General features: G+C 68.0%; 17 protein-coding genes. 7 read left to right on the top strand and 10 right to left on the bottom strand.

Features of this window, described 5'->3' with window-relative positions; all coding sequences use genetic code 11:
* Position 1: 1 nt before the first annotated feature.
* From AAG895_RS05250 to dnaX, 9 genes are all read right to left on the bottom strand, one after another.
* Positions 2–520: a hemerythrin domain-containing protein gene (locus AAG895_RS05250; protein ID WP_345794485.1), complete on the bottom strand. Its 519-nt coding sequence runs from the start codon at positions 518–520 to the stop codon at positions 2–4.
* An 11-nt stretch (positions 521–531) separates the two neighbouring features.
* Positions 532–1,005 carry a ClpXP protease specificity-enhancing factor gene (locus tag AAG895_RS05245; protein ID WP_345794484.1) on the bottom strand — a complete coding sequence of 158 codons (474 nt, stop codon included), beginning with the start codon at positions 1,003–1,005 and terminating at the stop codon, positions 532–534.
* A gap of 64 nt (positions 1,006–1,069) precedes the next feature.
* Positions 1,070–1,666: a glutathione S-transferase N-terminal domain-containing protein gene (locus AAG895_RS05240; RefSeq protein WP_004325185.1), complete on the bottom strand. Its 597-nt coding sequence runs from the start codon at positions 1,664–1,666 to the stop codon at positions 1,070–1,072.
* A 107-nt stretch (positions 1,667–1,773) separates the two neighbouring features.
* Entirely contained in the window at positions 1,774–2,529 is a 756-nt protein-coding gene (locus tag AAG895_RS05235; protein ID WP_345794483.1) for a cytochrome c1, read from the bottom strand.
* Positions 2,526–3,794 (bottom strand): cytochrome bc complex cytochrome b subunit, encoded by a 1,269-nt coding sequence (locus tag AAG895_RS05230; RefSeq protein ID WP_345794482.1) that lies wholly within the window; start codon positions 3,792–3,794, stop codon positions 2,526–2,528. The genes AAG895_RS05235 and AAG895_RS05230 overlap by 4 nt, the downstream gene beginning before the upstream one ends.
* A 3-nt stretch (positions 3,795–3,797) precedes the next feature.
* The gene (petA, locus tag AAG895_RS05225) at positions 3,798–4,391 is read right to left on the bottom strand and encodes a ubiquinol-cytochrome c reductase iron-sulfur subunit (protein ID WP_345794481.1); all 594 of its coding nucleotides are present in this window, start codon (positions 4,389–4,391) and stop codon (positions 3,798–3,800) included.
* Between the two features lie 173 nt (positions 4,392–4,564).
* On the bottom strand, positions 4,565–5,158 hold the full coding sequence (recR, locus tag AAG895_RS05220; RefSeq protein ID WP_345794480.1) for a recombination mediator RecR: 594 nt from the start codon (positions 5,156–5,158) through the stop codon (positions 4,565–4,567).
* A gap of 13 nt (positions 5,159–5,171) precedes the next feature.
* The gene (locus tag AAG895_RS05215) at positions 5,172–5,495 is read right to left on the bottom strand and encodes a YbaB/EbfC family nucleoid-associated protein (protein WP_345794479.1); all 324 of its coding nucleotides are present in this window, start codon (positions 5,493–5,495) and stop codon (positions 5,172–5,174) included.
* An 81-nt stretch (positions 5,496–5,576) separates the two neighbouring features.
* Complete coding sequence (gene dnaX, locus AAG895_RS05210; RefSeq protein WP_345794478.1) at positions 5,577–7,856, bottom strand: DNA polymerase III subunit gamma/tau; 2,280 nt, start codon at positions 7,854–7,856, stop codon at positions 5,577–5,579.
* A gap of 159 nt (positions 7,857–8,015) precedes the next feature.
* Between dnaX and AAG895_RS05205 the strand changes: the two genes are divergently transcribed.
* The 7 genes from AAG895_RS05205 to AAG895_RS05175 all read left to right on the top strand — a co-directional run bounded on the left by AAG895_RS05205 (position 8,016) and on the right by AAG895_RS05175 (position 16,507).
* Complete coding sequence (locus AAG895_RS05205) at positions 8,016–9,602, top strand: acyl-CoA ligase (AMP-forming), exosortase A system-associated (RefSeq protein ID WP_345794477.1); 1,587 nt, start codon at positions 8,016–8,018, stop codon at positions 9,600–9,602.
* A 61-nt stretch (positions 9,603–9,663) separates the two neighbouring features.
* Positions 9,664–10,857, top strand: a complete 1,194-nt coding sequence (locus tag AAG895_RS05200; protein ID WP_345794476.1) for a hypothetical protein — start codon at positions 9,664–9,666, stop codon at positions 10,855–10,857.
* A gap of 316 nt (positions 10,858–11,173) precedes the next feature.
* Positions 11,174–12,982, top strand: coding sequence for an asparagine synthase C-terminal domain-containing protein (locus AAG895_RS05195; protein WP_345794475.1), 1,809 nt, complete (start codon positions 11,174–11,176; stop codon positions 12,980–12,982).
* A 90-nt stretch (positions 12,983–13,072) separates the two neighbouring features.
* On the top strand, positions 13,073–13,636 hold the full coding sequence (locus tag AAG895_RS05190) for a Uma2 family endonuclease (protein WP_345794474.1): 564 nt from the start codon (positions 13,073–13,075) through the stop codon (positions 13,634–13,636).
* 93 nt (positions 13,637–13,729) lie between these two features.
* Positions 13,730–14,050 carry a metal-sulfur cluster assembly factor gene (locus AAG895_RS05185; protein ID WP_345794473.1) on the top strand — a complete coding sequence of 107 codons (321 nt, stop codon included), beginning with the start codon at positions 13,730–13,732 and terminating at the stop codon, positions 14,048–14,050.
* A 64-nt stretch (positions 14,051–14,114) separates the two neighbouring features.
* Positions 14,115–15,224 (top strand): hypothetical protein, encoded by a 1,110-nt coding sequence (locus AAG895_RS05180; RefSeq protein ID WP_345794472.1) that lies wholly within the window; start codon positions 14,115–14,117, stop codon positions 15,222–15,224.
* 41 nt (positions 15,225–15,265) lie between these two features.
* The gene (locus tag AAG895_RS05175) at positions 15,266–16,507 is read left to right on the top strand and encodes a pyridoxal-dependent decarboxylase, exosortase A system-associated (protein WP_345794471.1); all 1,242 of its coding nucleotides are present in this window, start codon (positions 15,266–15,268) and stop codon (positions 16,505–16,507) included.
* 6 nt (positions 16,508–16,513) lie between these two features.
* Here AAG895_RS05175 and AAG895_RS05170 read toward each other — a convergent pair whose 3' ends face one another.
* Complete coding sequence (locus AAG895_RS05170; protein WP_345794470.1) at positions 16,514–16,738, bottom strand: hypothetical protein; 225 nt, start codon at positions 16,736–16,738, stop codon at positions 16,514–16,516.
* Positions 16,739–17,169: the final 431 nt, after the last annotated feature.

Genomic DNA, 17,169 nt, shown 5'->3' with positions numbered 1-17,169 from the left:
CTCAGGCGGCGGGCTGTGCCACCGGCTCCGCGTCCGAGCTGCCGGTCGCCGGTTCGGGAGCGTTCATGCTGGCGCAGCCGCAGCCGGCGCCGCGCTGCTCACCGTCGGCGAGCGGGCGCAGGCTGGCACTCTCGACGTCGAAGCCGATGCTGGCAAGGTGGAAGGCCAGTGCGGCGTCCATGCCGTTGACGTGGTTCTCGAACCACGCCGGCAGCTCCTCGATCAGGCGGCGGGCAAGAAAGCGGTCGCCGCGCTCGACACGCTTACGGATGTCGAGCATCACGGCGAGTACACGATCGTGCTCCGCACGATGGCAGCCGGGAAAGTCCACGGCCGCCATCCAGCCGTTCTCCAGATCGAAGTGCGCCTGCGTGTGTTCGATCAGGCGGTCGAAGGCAGGCAGGAACGCCTCGGGTGCGGCCGCGGCGGCCGCGTTGTAGCACTCGATGAACTCGCGGTGCGTGGCATCCATCGGCGCGAGGTCGTTGGCGAGCGAGGCGTTCCAGGTGAGGCTGGGCATGGGGCGGCTCCTTATTTGACGACCTTGAGGTGGCTGCCGCGCGGCGGCCGCGGCGGCGCCTCGGTGACGTCCTCCGCGACGGCGTCGCGCTGGAGCGCCGCGGTGGCCTCGGCCATGTCCTCGACCTCGGCCGCATCCGCGCCGGCGCCCCCGGCGTCGTCCTCGACGGCGAGACCCTCTGGCTCGAAGGCCATGCCCTGGCCGTTCTCGCGTGCATAGATCGCGATCACGTTCGCCACCGGAATCACCAGCGAATGCGCCACACCGCCGAAGCGGGCCTGGAAGCTGATGTAGTCGTTGGCCATCTGCAGCTGTCCGGTGGCATCGGACGACAGGTTCAGCACGATCTGGCCGTCGTGGGCGTAGCCGGGCGGAACGCGGGTGTTCTCATCCACCAGGGCGGCGAGATAGGGCGTGAAACCCTGGTCCACGCACCATTCCCAGATGGCGCGCAGCAGATACGGCTTGGTCGAGACGGTACTCATCGGGTCTCCGGCGGCCATGTGGCGCCCGGATGGGCGCAGCATGGCCTCGTTGCGATCATGCGATTCAGCGACGCATGACCTTTTCGGACGGGGTGAGCGCGTCGATGAAGCCCTGACGGCTGAAGATGCGCTCGGCGTACTTCATCAGCGGCGCGGCGGCCTTGGGCAGCTCGATGCCGTAGTGCTCCAGGCGCCACAGCAGCGGTGCGATGGCGACGTCGAGCATGGAGAACTCCTCGCCCAGCATGTACTTCTGCTTGGTGAACACCGGCGCGAGCTGGGTGAGGTGGTCGCGCACATGGGCGCGGACCTTGTCGACACCCTTCTGCGCGGCCTCGAGGGCCTCGAGGTGGGTGAACAGCTCCTGCTCGAAGGTGTGCAGCAACTGGCGGGCACGCGCGCGCATGATCGGGTCGGGCGGCATCAGCTGCGGATGCGGGAAGCGCTCGTCGATGTATTCGTTGATGATGTTGGCCTCGTAGAGGACGAGGTCGCGATCGACGAGCACCGGCACGCGGTTGTAGGGGTTGATGACGGCGATGTCCTCGGGCTTGTTGTAGAGGTCGACGTCGATGACCTCGAAATCCATGCCCTTCTCGAACAGTACGATTCGGCAACGATGACTGAAGGGGTCGGTCGTGCCGGAATACAGGTTCATCATGGTGTTGCGACTCCGGAATTCAAAAGCAAAAGCGCACCACGCGGGGCCGCGTGGTGCGTCTGGGTCAGGACCGCACTATCCGGCCCGGCGGGCCGTGGCGAATCGGATCAATGAATGTCCTTCCAGTAGTTCTTCTTCAGCGCATAGCTGAGCACGAACAGGCCGGCGAGGAAGATCAGCACGACGGTGCCGATCGTCTTGCGCTTCTCGGCCACCGGCTCGCCCATCCACACCAGGAACGAGACGAGGTCGGCGACGGCCTTGTCGTATTCGGCGGGCGTGAGGGTGCCGGGCTTGACCAGCTCGAGCGTCGTCGAGGTGCTGCCGTCGGCGTTCTGCGTCACCTTGGCGACCTGCTCGCCCTGGAGCTGCCAGAACACGTGCGGCATGGCGACGTTCGAGAAGATCGCGTTGTTCCAGCCGGTCGGACGGGCCGGGTCTCGGTAGAACTGGCGCAGGTAGGTGTACAGCCAGTCCGCGCCGCTGCCGTCTGCCGACGCACGCTGGCGCGCGACCAGGGTGAGGTCGGGCGGCGCAACGCCGAACCAGGCTTTCGACTCCGCCGGACGCATGGCGATCTTCATCAGGTCACCGGTCTTTTCACCGGTGAACATCAGGTTGTCGCGGATCGACGCCTCGTCGAGGCCGATGTTCTCGAGCTGGTTGTAGCGCGTGAAGCTCGCGCTGTGGCAGTTCAGACAGTAATTGACGAACAGCTTGGCACCATGCTGCAGCGCGGCCGGGTCAGTGCTGACCGGCGCCTTGTCGAGATGGACCGAAGCACCCGCCGCCAGCGCCACCGCCGGGGCGAACAGCAGCACCGCTGCCGCCCGCTTGATGAGGTTGATCACGCGCATTTTCATTTGAAGTTCACCCTTTCCGGTTCGGGTTTGCACTTGTCGAGCTTGCTGTACCACGGCATCAGCAGGAAGAAGGCGAAGTAGATCACCGAGCAGATCTGCGACACCAGCGTGCGGCCCGGGGTCGGGGGCAGCACACCGAGGTAACCCAGGATGAAGAACGAGATCACGAAGATCACCAGGGCCATCTTGAAGATCGGACCCTTGTAGCGGATCGACTTCACCGGGCTGCGGTCCAGCCAGGGCAGGAAGGCGATGATGATCACCGACGCACCCATCGCGACCACGCCCCAGAACTTCGCGTCGAGACCGAACAGCGGGTAGGTCACCGCGCGCAGGATCGAGTAGAAGGGCGTGAAGTACCAGACCGGCGCGATATGCGGCGGGGTCTTCAGCGGGTCGGCCGGGATGAAGTTGTTGAACTCGAGGAAGTAGCCACCGCCTTCGGGCGCGAAGAACACCACCGCACTGAAGAAGAACAGGAAGGCGACGACGCCGACGATGTCCTTCACCGTGTAGTAGGGGTGGAAGGGGATGCCGTCCAGCGGCTTGCCGGTCGCATCCTTCTTCTTCTTGATCTCGACGCCGTCGGGGTTGTTCGAGCCCACTTCGTGCAGCGCGACGATGTGCGCGGCGACCAGGCCGATCAGCACCAGCGGCACGGCGATGACGTGGAACGAGAAGAAGCGGTTCAGCGTGGCGTCGGAGACGACGTAGTCACCGCGGATGACCAGCGACAGGTCCGGACCGATCACCGGGATCGCCGAGAACAGGTTCACGATCACCTGGGCGCCCCAGAACGACATCTGTCCCCAGGGCAGCAGGTAGCCCATGAAGGCCTCTGCCATCAGCACCAGGAAGATCAGCGTGCCGAAGATCCAGATCAGCTCGCGCGGCTTGCGGTAGGAGCCGTAGAGCAGGCCGCGGAACATGTGCAGGTACACGACGACGAAGAACGCAGACGCGCCGGTCGAGTGCAGGTAGCGGATCAGCCAGCCGCCCGGCACCTCGCGCATGATGTACTCGACGCTGGCGAACGCGATCGGCACACCCGAGGCGTTGAGCGAGGCATCCGGCTTGTAGTGCATGACCAGGAAGATGCCGGTGAGGATCTGGATGACCAGCACCAGCAGGGCCAGGGAACCGAAGAAGTACCAGAAGTTGAAGTTCTTCGGCGCGTAGTACTCGGTCAGGTGCCCCTTGATGGACGACGTGAGCGGAAAGCGCTCGTCGATCCAGTTGAGCACGGCTTGGGATTTGGTCGTCATCGCTTATGCCTTCCCGTCATCGCCAACAAGGATGGTGGTATCCGCGAGGTACTGGTGCGGCGGCACCTCGAGGTTGTCCGGCGCGGGCATGCTGCTGTACACGCGACCGGCGAGATCGAAGATCGAGCCGTGACAGGGGCACAGGAAGCCACCCGGCCAATCCGCGCCCATGCCGCTCTCGGCGCCCATCTTGAACTTCTCGGACGGCGAGCAGCCGAGGTGGGTGCAGATGCCGACCGTAACCAGATACTCGGGCTTGATCGAGCGGTGCTTGTTCTTCGCGTAGTCGGGCTGCTGCGGCTTCTCGGAGGCCGGATCGCTGACCTTCTCGTCGGTCTTGTCGAGCGAAGCCAGCATCTCGGGCGTGCGACGCAGGATCCACACGGGCTTGCCGCGCCACTCCACAGTCATCATCTCGCCCGGCGCGAGCTTGCTCACATCCACTTCCACCGGCGCACCGGCTGCCTTGGCGCGCTCGGACGGCGTCAGGCTGGCAACAAACGGCACCGCGGTCGCCACTGCGGCCACGCCGCCAGCGGCGGACGTTGCCAGCAGCAGGGTGCGGCGGCTGCTGTCCATCTTTTGATCAACGCTCATGACCCTCTTCCCAAAAAGGAAAACGAAAGACCTGGATACAAATAACCCCGCGATTATATCGAAGACACCGCAACAGAGAAAGCGCAAACCGCGCTTCACCAGCAAGAACAAGGCTTTCCGGGCGAAAACGCGGCCTGGACAGGCGTCGCTTTTCTGCAACGCAACATGGCAAATCAGACCGATCTGCGCTCCACCAGCGCCTGCGCGATCGTGCCGGCGTCGGTGTGCTCGAGCTCGCCGCCGACGGGCACGCCGCGCGACAGCCGGCTGACCTTGACCCCGCGCGCGGACAGCAGCGTCGCCACGGTGTGCGCGGTCGCCTCGCCCTCATTGGTGAAGTTGGTGGCGAGGATGACTTCACGCACACCCTCCTCGGTGGCGCGCGCGATCAGCTTGTCGAGCCGAAGTTCGCGCGGCCCGATGCCGTCGAGCGGAGACAGCCGGCCCATGAGGACGTAGTAGAGGCCGTTGTAGGACTGCGTCTGCTCGATCATGGCCAGATCGGCGGGCATCTCCACCACGCACAGCAGCGAGCCGTCGCGGCGCGGATTGGCGCAGCGCTGGCAGACCGCCTCCTCGGTGAAGGTGTTGCAGCGCTCGCAGTGGCGCAACACCTCGAGCGCGTGCAGCAAGGCCTGGCCGAGCCGCGCCGCGCCGCGCTGGTCGCGCTGCAGCAGATGGTAGGCCATGCGCTGGGCCGACTTCGGCCCCACGCCCGGCAGGCAGCGCAGCGCCTCGATCAGCTCGTCGAGGCTGGAGGGCGACATCGCGGACGCGCGCTCAGAACGGCAGCTTCATGCCGGGCGGCAGATTCAGGCCGGCCGTGACGCTGGCCATCTTCTCCTGGGTCGCGGTCTCGACCTTGCGCACCGCATCGTTGAGCGCGGCGGCGACCAGGTCCTCGAGCATCTCCTTGTCGTCCATCACCGACTCGTCGATGGAGACACGGCGCACGTCGTACTTGCAGGTCATCTGCACCTTGACCATGCCGGCACCCGACTGGCCCTCGACCTCGATCGAGCCGAGCTGGTCCTGCATCTTCTTCATGTTTTCCTGCATCTGCTGGGCCTGCTTCATCAGGCCCGCGATTCCGCCTTTCATCATGGTGGAGCTCTCCGTTGATCGATTGGAAGGTTGAAGGGGTACCCGCGCGCATCGCCGCCGCGCATCGGACGGCCGCGGCGGCTATAGGGGTTTCACCGTGCTCTCGACGAGCGTGGCGTCGAAACGTTCGATCAGCTCGCGCACGAAAGGATCGGCCTCGAGCGCGGCGACCGCCTCGGCATGGCGCGCGCGCCGCTCCTGCTCGTCGCGCTGGGCGGGCGTCTCGCCGGCGATGTCACCGATCTCGATGCGCAGCTTCAGCGGCCGGCCGAGCGCTGCGGTGAGCAGGTCCTGGAGCCGATCGACCGCGGCACGGTTCATGTCGAGCAGGTGACGGTGTGCGGTCGACAGCCGCAGCTGCAGGCCGTCCTCGCCGCACTCGACCCATTCGCAGTGCTGCGCCAGCTCGCGCACCAGCCCGCCCAGGCCGAGCGCGCGGATCAGCCCGCGCCAGTCGCCGAGTGCCAGCAAGGCGGCGGCGTCACCGCTCGGACCGCTGGCCCGCGGGGGCGCGGGCGTGGCGGGGGCGGACGCTGCCGCGACGGCGGCGTCCGACGGTACTGCAGCGGCGGCGCCCTGTGCGTTGGCGCGCCGGGCCGCCGGCGCATCCGTCCGCGCGGACGGGCGCGGTGCAGGCACTGCGCGCGGGCGCGGCGCGAGGTCCTCGTCCGCCATCGACACGCGCTCGGCGCGGGCGGGACGGCCGTCGTCCTCGGCGTAGGCCTCGGCGGGGAGGTCTTCCCAGGGCGGCACGTCGTGCTCGGGGGGCGCGGCGACCGGCGCCGCATTCGCGGGCAAGCCCGCTCCCACGGAGGCCGCAGGCGGCGATTGGTCCGAAAGTCGCGGCGGCGCAGCAGTCGCGGGCAAGCCCGCTCCCACGGAGGCCGTGGGCGATTGGTCCGACGCTCGCGGCGGCGGCGCAGTCGCGGGCGAGCTCGCTCCCACGGAAGCCGCGGCGGATCCGGGAGCCGGCGTCGCGGGTATGCTCGCTTCCGCAGCAGGCGGCGGCGATGCGGCCGGGGGCGCCGATACGGTCGGCGGTGCCGACGCCTCCGCAGCCGCCTGCCCGGTCGCAGACGCCTGCCCGGTCGCAGACGCCGGCCCCGTCGCAGCCGCCTGCCCGGTCGGAGCCGCCTGCCCGGTCGCAGACGCCGGCCCCGTCGGCGCAGCACGCCCCGTGGGAGCGGGCTTGCCCGCGAACGCGTCCTGCCCACCCCCGACTGCGCGCGCACGCCCCGCCGGCCCGGGCTGCACGCCGGGCCCGCCGAGCGCCGCCGGCTGCTCGGGACGGAAGGCGTGCAGGCGCAGCAGCGTCATCGTGAAGCCGGTGTATTCATCCGGCGCCAGCGCCAGCTCGTCGCGGCCGTGGATCGCGATCTGGTAGGCGAGCTGCAGGAACTCGGCGTCGAAGCGATCCACGTAGGCCAGGATGCGTGCGCGCTCCGCCTCGTCACCGATCGCCTCCGGTGCGTACTGCGCGAGTGCGATCCGGTGCAGCAGCGTCGCCAGCGCCTGCAGCGCCGCATCGAAGGACAGGCTCCTCGCCTCCATCCCGTCGGCCACCGCGAGCAGCGCCGGGACATCGCCCGCGGCGAGCGCATCGAGCACCGCGTACAGGTGGTCGTCGCCCACCGTACCGAGCATGTGGGTGACCTGCTCCTCCTCGACCTTGCCCGCGCCGTGCGCGATCGCCTGGTCGAGCAGCGACAGCGCGTCGCGCATCGACCCGCTCGCCGCCTTGGCGAGGTGGCGCAGCGCGCCCGGCTCGAAGGGCACCGCCTCGGCCTGCAGGATCCGCGTCAGGTGCTCGACGATATGGCCCTGCGGCATCTGCTTGAGGTTGAACTGCAGGCAGCGCGACAGCACCGTCACCGGGATCTTCTGCGGGTCGGTGGTGGCGAGGATGAACTTGACGTGCTCGGGCGGCTCCTCGAGCGTCTTCAGCATCGCGTTGAACGCATGCCCGGTGAGCATGTGCACTTCGTCGATCATGTAGACCTTGTAGCGCCCCTGCACCGGCGCATACACCGCCTTGTCGAGCAGCGCCGCCATGTCGTCCACGCCGCGGTTCGAGGCGGCGTCCATCTCGACGTAGTCGGGGAAGCGGTCGGCGTCGATCGCGCGACAGGCATCGCACTGCCCGCAAGGCTCGGCGGTGACGCCGGTCTCGCAGTTGAGCGCCTTGGCCAGGATGCGGCTGATCGTGGTCTTGCCCACGCCGCGCGTGCCGGTGAACAGCCAGGCGTGATGCAGCCGCCCGGTGGCGAGCGCGTGCGTCAGCGCACGCACGACGTGCTCCTGACCGACCAGCGTGCCGAAGGATTTCGGCCGCCACTTGCGTGCGAGGACCTGATAGCTCATGGCGGGCGATTCTAGCAGAGCACCGGGGCTCGGCCGGGCGCCATCGGCGTGACGTACGCCGTTGTGATTGCTTGGCGGCCGCGCTAACCTCCTGCGGGTTATCGCTCCACACCGGTCTGTCGCACGCAGACCAGCCCGTTCCCAGTTCATCCGGCCGCCATGAACCACACCACCCTGCTCCACCACCTGATCAGCGCATCTGCCCAGCGTTCGCCCACCGCGCCGGCGCTCACCTTCGGCGGGGCCACGCAGAGCTACGCCGAACTCGGCGCTGCCGTAGCCCAGTTCGCGGCCGGCCTCCTGGCACTCGGCCTCGAGCGCAGCGAGCGCGTAGCGATCTACCTCGACAAGCGCCCCGAAACCGTCACCGCCATCTTCGGCACCAGCGCGGCGGGGGGCGTCTTCGTACCGGTCAACCCGATCCTGAAGGCCGAGCAGGTCGGCTACATCCTGCAGGACTGCAACGTACGCGTGCTGGTGACCTCGCCCGAACGTTTCGCCACCCTGCGCGACACGCTCGCCAGCTGCCACGACCTGCGCCACGTGGTGCTCACCGGCAAGGTGGATACGCGGCCGGAAATGCCCGGCGCCAGCGTCGTGCGTTGGGAGGAACTCTGCGCCGCGCCGCCCGCCGCCGGCCACCGCATCATCGACACGGACATGGCCGCCATTTTGTATACGTCCGGCAGCACCGGCCGGCCCAAGGGCGTGGTGCTCTCTCATCGGAACATGGTTGCGGGCGGCAAGAGCGTCGCGCAGTACCTCGAGAACCACGCCGGCGACACCCTGCTCGCCGCACTGCCGCTATCCTTCGACGCCGGCTTCTCGCAGCTCACCACCGCGTTTCATTCAGGCGCGCGCGTGGTGCTGCTCAACTATCTGATGCCGCGCGACGTCCTCAAGGCCGTCGAGAAGGAAAAGGTCACCGGCCTCACCGCAGTGCCGCCATTGTGGATCCAGCTCTCGCAACTGCAGTGGTCGGACACCATCACCGAGCACCTGCGTTACATCGCCAACACCGGCGGACGCATGCCGCTGGAGACGCTCACCAAGCTGCGCGGCATGCTGCCCAGGACGGAGCCCTTCCTGATGTATGGCCTCACCGAGGCCTTCCGCGCCACCTACCTGCCGCCGGCGCAGGCCGACATCCGCCCCGACTCGATCGGCAAGGCCATCCCCAACGCCGAGATCATGGTGCTGCGCGAGGATGGCAGCGAATGCGCGCCCAACGAGCCGGGCGAACTCGTGCAGCGCGGTGCGCTGGTCGCGATGGGCTACTGGAACGACCCGGAAAAGACTGCCGAACGCTTCAAGCCTCTGCCCACCAAGGCCCCGGGTCGGCAGAGCGGCCTGGTCCTGCCCGAGATCGCGGTGTTCTCCGGCGACACCGTGCGCCGCGACGAGGAGGGTTACCTCTATTTCATCGGCCGCCGCGACGAGATGATCAAGACCTCGGGCTACCGCGTAAGCCCCACCGAGGTGGAGGAGATCCTCTACGCCACCAGGCTGGTCGGCGAATGTGCAGCCTTCGGCATTGCCCACGACACCCTGGGCCAGAGCATCGTCGTCATCGCCACCCCGCCCGCCGACGGCACGCTCGACACCGCGGCGCTGCTTGCCGAATGCCGCACGCGAATGCCGGCCTACATGGTGCCCGGTCGCATCGAGGTGCGCGAAGGCCCGCTGCCGCGCAACCCAAACGGCAAGATCGACCGCAAGACGCTGGCGAGCGAGTTGGGAGACTGAGGCGATGTTCGCGGGCAAGCCCTCTCCCACAGGGGCAGCACCGGCCGTCGTGGGAGCGGGCTTGCCCGCGAATGCAGTGCCTCGGCACTTCACCAAGGCCTGCAAGACGGCACGGCGCCTTGCCATTATCATCGCCGCCCTCGCTCTCCCGGCTCACGCCGACATCCTGCGTGTCGGCCCCGGCGAGGCCTTCACCCGCATCGCCGAGGCCGCCAAGGCGGCCAGGGATGGCGACATCGTCGAGATCCTGCCCGGCGAATACCGTGGTGACGTGGCGACCTGGCGGCAGAAGCGGCTCACGATCCGCGGCATCGGCGAACGCCCGGTGCTGAACGCCGATGGCAAGATCGCCCAGGGCAAGGCTATCTGGGTAGTTGCCGACGGTGACTTCCTTGTCGACAACATCGAATTCCGTGGCGCGCGTGCAGCCGACCACAACGGCGCCGGCATCCGCTTCGAGCGCGGCCGCCTGGAAGTGCGCAACAGCGTGTTCATCGACAACCAGACCGGCATCCTCGCCGCCAACTTCGATGACGCCGAACTGATCGTCCGCGACAGCCTGTTTGCCCAGGCCCCCCAACAGACGCAGTCGCTGCCTCACCTGCTCTACGTCGGCCGCATCGCCCGCTTCGTGGTCAGCGGTAGCCGCTTCCACCAGGGCTACCGCGGCCATCTGCTCAAGTCGCGCGCACGCTACAACGACATCCGCTACAACCTGCTCTACGACGGCCCCCAGGGCGAGGCATCCTACGAACTCGACCTACCCAACGGCGGGCTCGCCTTCGTGGTCGGCAACATCATCGGCCAGAGCGCGAATACGCAGAACCCCACCGTCATCGCCTACGGCGCCGAGGGCAATGCCTGGCCCGAAAGCGCGCTCTACCTCGCCCACAACACCCTGCTCAGCGACCGCCACACCGGCACCCTGTTCCTGCGCACCTGGTCCGACCGCCTGCCGGCGAACGCGGAAATCGTGGGCATCAATAATCTGAGCGTCGGCCTGGGCAGCCTCACATTGATCAACGGTGGCGACTACCGCGGCAATGTCCCGCTCCCGCCCGGCGCGCTGCAGGACCCGGACACGCTCGACTTCCGCCCGCGCGGCGCCAGCGTGCTGCGTCATTTCACCGCGCCCGCAGGCGCGGCACGCGGCGTGTCGCTGCAGCCCGCGGCCGAGTTCGCGCTGCCGATCGGCACCCGACCGATCACCCCGCCCGCCAGCTGGCTACCCGGCGCCGTGCAGACAGGCTATTGAGCGGCGCCCTCAACACAAGCGGCACTGTGGGAGCGGCCTTGGCCGCGAAAGCGACGCTGGATCTTGCGACGTTCGCGGGCAAGCCCGCTCCCACAGACAGTTGCGCCCACGAGGACTTCGGGCTCAGCGCCCGTGGGAGCGGCCTTGGCCGCGAAAGCGACGCTCGATCTTGCGACGTTCGCGGGCAAGCTCGCTCCCACTGCCATCCGCGCCAGCGCCCCCATCCGAAGCACCTGCGCCACAGTTCACTGACAATCTGTGCGGCATGGGGCATCATCCCGGCGGTTCAATGCAATACGGCCCCGGAAGGCGGCTGATGGAGAGACTTGTGCGCGAACGCTTCTGTGGAGTTTTTGGCACGCCCGACGCGGCGACTTCCCTTCCCGGCCAGATAGCCCGCCTGCAGTTCCCTGCCGGCGCGCTGGCTTACCAGCCCGAGGTGAAGTCCTTCCAGGAAGGCGGCCGGGTCTGCATCGCCCTTGGCCGGCCGCGCTTTCACGACGACGCCCTGCAGCAGATCAACGCCGCACAAGGCCCCGCAGCAGCCTGGGCACAGGCCTTCGCACGCTTTGGCGACGACGCCGTGCAGCAGGCCGGCGGCCGCTTCTGCGTGGTGATGCTGGCCAACGACGGCCGCGAAGCCTTGCTCGCCACCGACCGCTTCGGCACCTGGCCGATCTGCTACGCCGAACGCGACGGCCGCCTGCACTTCTCGGATCGCGCCGACACCGTTCCCGGCATCGCGCGCAAGGTCGCCCCGCAGGCCGTCTTCGAATACCTCTTCTTCCACATGATCCCGGCGCCGACGACCATCTTCGACGGCATCGCCCGACTGCCCCACGGCCACCTGCTCAAGTGGCACAACGGCAAGACCGAACTGCGCCGCTGGTGGAATCCGCAGTTCGACGAGCACGCCGCCCCGAGTTTCGATGAGGCCAAGGCGCGCTTCCTGCAGATCATCGAGGACGGCGTGCGGCGCGAGGTCGACGGCAGCAGCGTGGGTTGCTTCCTGTCCGGCGGCACCGACAGTTCCACCGTCACCGGCATGCTGTGCAAGGTGCTCGGCCAGCCCGCACGCGCCTACTCCATCGGCTTCGACGCCAGCGGCTACGACGAGATGGAATACGCCCGCATCGCCGCCAGACGCTTCGGCGCCGACCATCGCGAGTACTACGTCACCCCCGCCGACCTCGTCGACGGCATCCCCAAGGTCGCCACCCACTACGACCAGCCCTTCGGCAACTCCTCGGCGCTGCCGGGCTGGATCTGCGCCACCCGCGCACGCGAGGACGGCGTCGCGCGCATCCTCGCCGGCGACGGCGGCGACGAACTCTTCGGCGGCAACAGCCGCTATGCCAAGCAGCGCGTGTTCGGCTGGTACGACGGCGTTCCCGGCGTGCTGCGCCGCGGCCTGCTCGAGCCCGCACTGGCGCTGCCCGGCATGGACCGCATCCCGGTCACCCGCAAGGGCCAGAGCTATGTCGAACAGGCGCGCGTGCCCATGCCCGATCGCATCCACATGTACAACATGCTGGTACGCCTGGGGCTGGACACGGTGTTCGAACCCGACTTCCTCGCCCGCGTCGACACCGGCCGTCCGAACGCCGAGCAGCGCGAAGTGTGGAAGGCGACCAACGCGCGCTCGCACATCAACCTGATGCTCAATTACGACTGGAAATACACCCTCGCCGACAACGACCTGCCCAAGGTCATCGGTACCACCCAGCTCGCCGGGGTGGACGTGGCCTTTCCGCTGCTGTCGGACGAGCTCACCGACTTCTCCACCACGCTGCCGCCCGACTGGAAGCTCAAGCGCCTGACCCTGCGCTGGTTCTTCAAGGAGGCGCTGCGCGGCTTCCTGCCCGACGAGATCATCGCCAAGAAGAAGCACGGCTTCGGCCTGCCCTTCGGCGTATGGGCCTGCCAGCACGCCGGCCTCAAGGCGCTCGCCGCCGACGCGCTCGGCAGCTTCCGCCAGCGCGGCATCGTCCGCCCGAGCTTCATCGACGAGTTGCTCTCGGTGCATCTACCCGAGCACCCTGGCTACTACGGCGAGATGGTGTGGATCCTGATGATGATGGAGTTCTGGCTGCGCGAGCACTTCGACGGGGTCCGTCTGGATTGATCCGCGATGGGCCCGCCCCATCGCCACACGCCAGATTGAACGCAGCACGCGGCTCGCCCACAATGGCGGCAGATCAACAGGAGCCGCCCGATGGGACACGCACAGGAAGCCGCACCGATCGATCGCCAGGCCTACCTCGACTGGGAAGCCGAGCAGCCGGACAAGCACGAATACATCGCGGGTGAAATCTTCGCGATGGTGGGGGTGCGGCGGGCACATGCGCTGGTCGCGCTGACGCTCGCGAGCCACCTCAGGTCCCATCTCAAAGGATCTCGCTGCGAGACCTTCATCGCCGACATGAAGCTCTTCGTCGCCGCCGCCGACGCCTATTTCTACCCCGACGTGATGGTCACCTGCGACGAGCGCGACCGCCGCGCCGAGCTCGCGATCGAGCACCCGAAGCTGGTCGTCGAGGTCCTCTCCGACTCCACCGCCGCCTACGACCGCGGCGCCAAGTTCGCCGCCTACCGCAAGCTCGCCGACCTGCAGGAATACCTCATCGTCGACATCGACCAGCGCCGCCTCGAGCTCTACCGGCGCGAGGCCGACCACTGGCTGATGTTCGACAGCGAAGCCGGCGGCCCCGCGCTGCAGTTGGAAAGCGTCGGCCTGGCGCTCTCGCCCGACGAAGCCTTCGAGGACCTCGACGACTGACGCGTACTCCAGTGGGCTCGGACGCGATTGATCCGGCTCATGGCGCGCCGCGCCAGCTCGCCCACAATGCCGGGTAAAGACAAGGAGCCCCTCGTGAGCACCCCGCCCACCCCCGACCCCGACGCCATCCGCCACGCCCTGCGCCGCGTGATGGACCCCGAAGTCGGCGTGAACATCGTCGACCTCGGCCTCATCTACAAAGTCGAAAGCAAGCCCGGCGAGCTCTACATCGAGATGACGATGACCTCGCCCGCCTGCCCGCTCGCCGACATGATCCTCGACGACATCGACAGCGTGCTCGACCCGCTGGTGCCGCCCGAGGTGGAGATCCGCGTCGAGATCGTCTGGGACCCGCCCTGGAGCCCGGACAAGATGGCGCCCGAGGCGCGCGAGCACTTCGGCTGGAAGAAATGAACGCGCGCCCGGCCCCCCTCCTTCCGCCGCAGCGTTACGCCCTCTCACACCCCAGCCTGCGTCAATGAACACACTTCCGCCGCTCGCCCGGGTGCCGCTGCTGGTGCTCGGTCTCGCCTCGCTCGTCACCGGCGTGCTCGCCGGGCTCGCGCGTGTCGGCATCAGCGTGCCCGATGTCGCCGCCATTCAAGCCGGCAGCCATGCCGCGCTCATGATCAGCGCCTTCTTCGGCGCAGTGATCTGCCTGGAACGCGCCGTCGCCCTGGGCGGGCTGTGGCCCTACCTCGGGCCTGCGCTCGCCGGCGGCGGTGGCGTGCTGCTGCTGTTGGGCGGCCCGCTGGTCGTGGCGCAGAGCCTGTTCTTGCTCGCATCGAGCGTGCTCGTGGGCGGCAGCCTGGTCGTTACCAGGAAGCAACTGGCGCTGTTCACCGCGATGCTCGCGGTGGGTGCGGGCTGCTGGCTGGCGGGCAACCTGGTCTGGATCGGCACCGGCAACCTGCATGGGGCGGTGCCCCTCTGGCTCGCCTTCCTGGTGATCACGATCGCTGGCGAACGGCTCGAACTCACGCGCTTCCTGCCCGCACGTCCCGCCGCGGCGCCAAGCTTCGTCGCAGTCAGCGCCGTCATCCTCGCAGGCGCGCTCATCACGCCGCTTGCCGACACGCTCGGGATGACGCTGTTCGGCGCCGGACTGCTCGCACTGGCGATCTGGTTGCTCGTCTTCGACATCGCCCGCCACACCGCCGGCCAGCACGGCCTCACCCGCTTCATCGGCATCTGCCTGCTCACCGGCTACGCGTGGCTGGGCGCGGGGGCGGCCGCCGGGCTGGCCGGCGGCTTCGCGCCCGGTCACGCTCTGCACGACAGCGCAATGCACGCCATCGCGCTCGGCTTCGTGTTCGCCATGGTCTTCGGCCACGCCGCCATCATCTTCCCGGCCGTGCTCAAGGTGAAGATCCCCTACCACCCCTTCTTCTACGTGCCGCTGGCGCTGCTGCACCTGTCGCTTGCGCTGCGGGTTTTCGGCGGCGTCGCCGACAACCTCGCGCTACGTCAATGGGGCGCGCTCGCCAACGCCGCCACGCTCGCCGTCTTCATCGCCACCATGATCGCCAGCGTCATCCGCGGCGCCCGCCAGCCCGTCGGTCGCAGCGGGCGTCGGCGGGCGGTGTAGCGGCTACAATCTGCGCCGCACTGCAACTCTTCGAGCCCGTCATGACCGAAACCCGCCAGCCCCCCGTCCACACCCCGATGTCGCAATTCCGCAGCGAGAACGGCGAGCTGCTCGTCAACGGCCAGCCGATCAGCCGCATCGCCGCGCGGGTGGGGCGCACGCCGTTCTATGTGTATGACCGCAGCCTGCTCGACGCACGCGTGGCGCAGCTGCGGGCGGCGCTGCCGGCCGCGGTCAAGCTGCACTACGCGATGAAGGCCAACCCCATGCCGGCGCTGGTGTGCCACATGGCCCGCCTGGTCGATGGCATCGACGTGGCCTCGGCCGGCGAGCTGCTGGTGGCGCTGGATGCGGGTGCCGACCCGCAGGAGATCAGCTTTGCCGGCCCCGGCAAGACCGAAGCCGAACTCCACCAGGCGGTGGCCGCCGGCATCCTGATCAACGTCGAATCCTTCCGCGAGCTGCCGATCCTCGCCGCCGCGCAGCAGACGCTCGGCCTGCCGGCGCGGGTCGCGGTGCGCGTCAATCCGGACTTCGAGCTCAAGTCCTCGGGCATGAAGATGGGCGGCGGTCCCAAGCAGTTCGGCGTGGATGCCGAGCAGGTGCCCGAGCTGCTTGCCGCCATCGGCCGTGCCGGGCTGGCCTTCGAGGGCTTCCACCTCTTCGCCGGCTCGCAGAACCTCAAGCCCGAATCCATTGTCGAGGCCCAGCAAAAGAGCTTCGCGCTCGCCTGCCTGCTGGCCGAGCACGCGCCCTCGCCGGTCAGGTTCCTCAACCTCGGCGGCGGCTTCGGCATTCCCTACTTCCCGGGCGAGCAACCGCTCGAGCTCGGCCCCATCGGCGCCAACCTCGCCGCCATCGTCGAGCAGGCACAGTCGGCGCTACCGCAGGCGGAAATCGTCATCGAACTCGGACGCTACCTGGTCGGCGAAGCGGGCTTGTATGTCGCCAAGGTACTGGACAAGAAGGTCTCGCGCGGCCACACCTACCTGGTCACCGATGGTGGCCTGCACCACCATCTGTCGGCTTCGGGCAACTTCGGCCAGGTCATCCGCAAGAACTATCCGGCCGCCATCGCCAACCGCATGAACGCCAGCGAGATGGAGACGGTCTCGGTCGTCGGCCCGCTGTGCACGCCGCTCGACCTCCTCGCCGACCGCATGGCCCTGCCTGTGGCACAAGCGGGCGACCTGGTGGCGATCCATCAATCGGGCGCCTATGGCGCCACTGCAAGCCCGCAAGGCTTCCTCGGCCACCCGGGCGTGGTCGAAGTGCTGGTCTGAGGGGCCTCAGCGCGGTGCAAACTCATCCCAAGCGGATGCGCGCTTTCCATCTGTGCCGCCCGGCACACCATGCTTGAAGGGCAGCAACACCCGACACACCACCTCGAAAGGCGCACCCGCGGCATCGAGCGTCTCGGCCGCCTTGGGCAGCGGCATCAAGCCGCGTTCGACCGCCTGCACGGTCAGTTCGATCAACCGGCGCAAGCGATGCCGCGTTCGTTGTTCCATCAAGGCACTTCTCCAATTCTGCTCGAGCACGCGAATGCGGCGAGACCGGCAATCGAAACTGCCCATTTTTCCGATTGCCAAGCAAGAAGCGTTCTCAAGACTTGACCGGCGGCGAAACAGCGTTTGGTATCCGCGGCTTGCGGCAAGTTGGCACTCGTGTCGCCTGACCCGACCGGGCATGCCGAGGCCCGCAATGTAAAGAATTTCGACACTCCAGCAGCCGGCCCGTCTGCGCCCCGAACCGAAGCAGGCCGGCCAACGGATCAATGAGGGCGCCCAGCCACACCCTCTTCGGGGCGTCATTGGCTGCCACCGCCAAGGTGCACGCGTTCGACCCGGTGGCGTTGGACGAGCGCCAGCGCATCCAATTCGACCGCCAGCACTGAAGCCAGCCGAGCGTACTCCCCCGTGGGAGCGGCCTTGGCCGCGATAGT

Source organism: Thauera sp. JM12B12 (genome assembly GCF_039614725.1).
GTDB lineage: Bacteria > Pseudomonadota > Gammaproteobacteria > Burkholderiales > Rhodocyclaceae > Thauera.
This window is presented reverse-complemented; position numbering and strand designations above follow the sequence as displayed.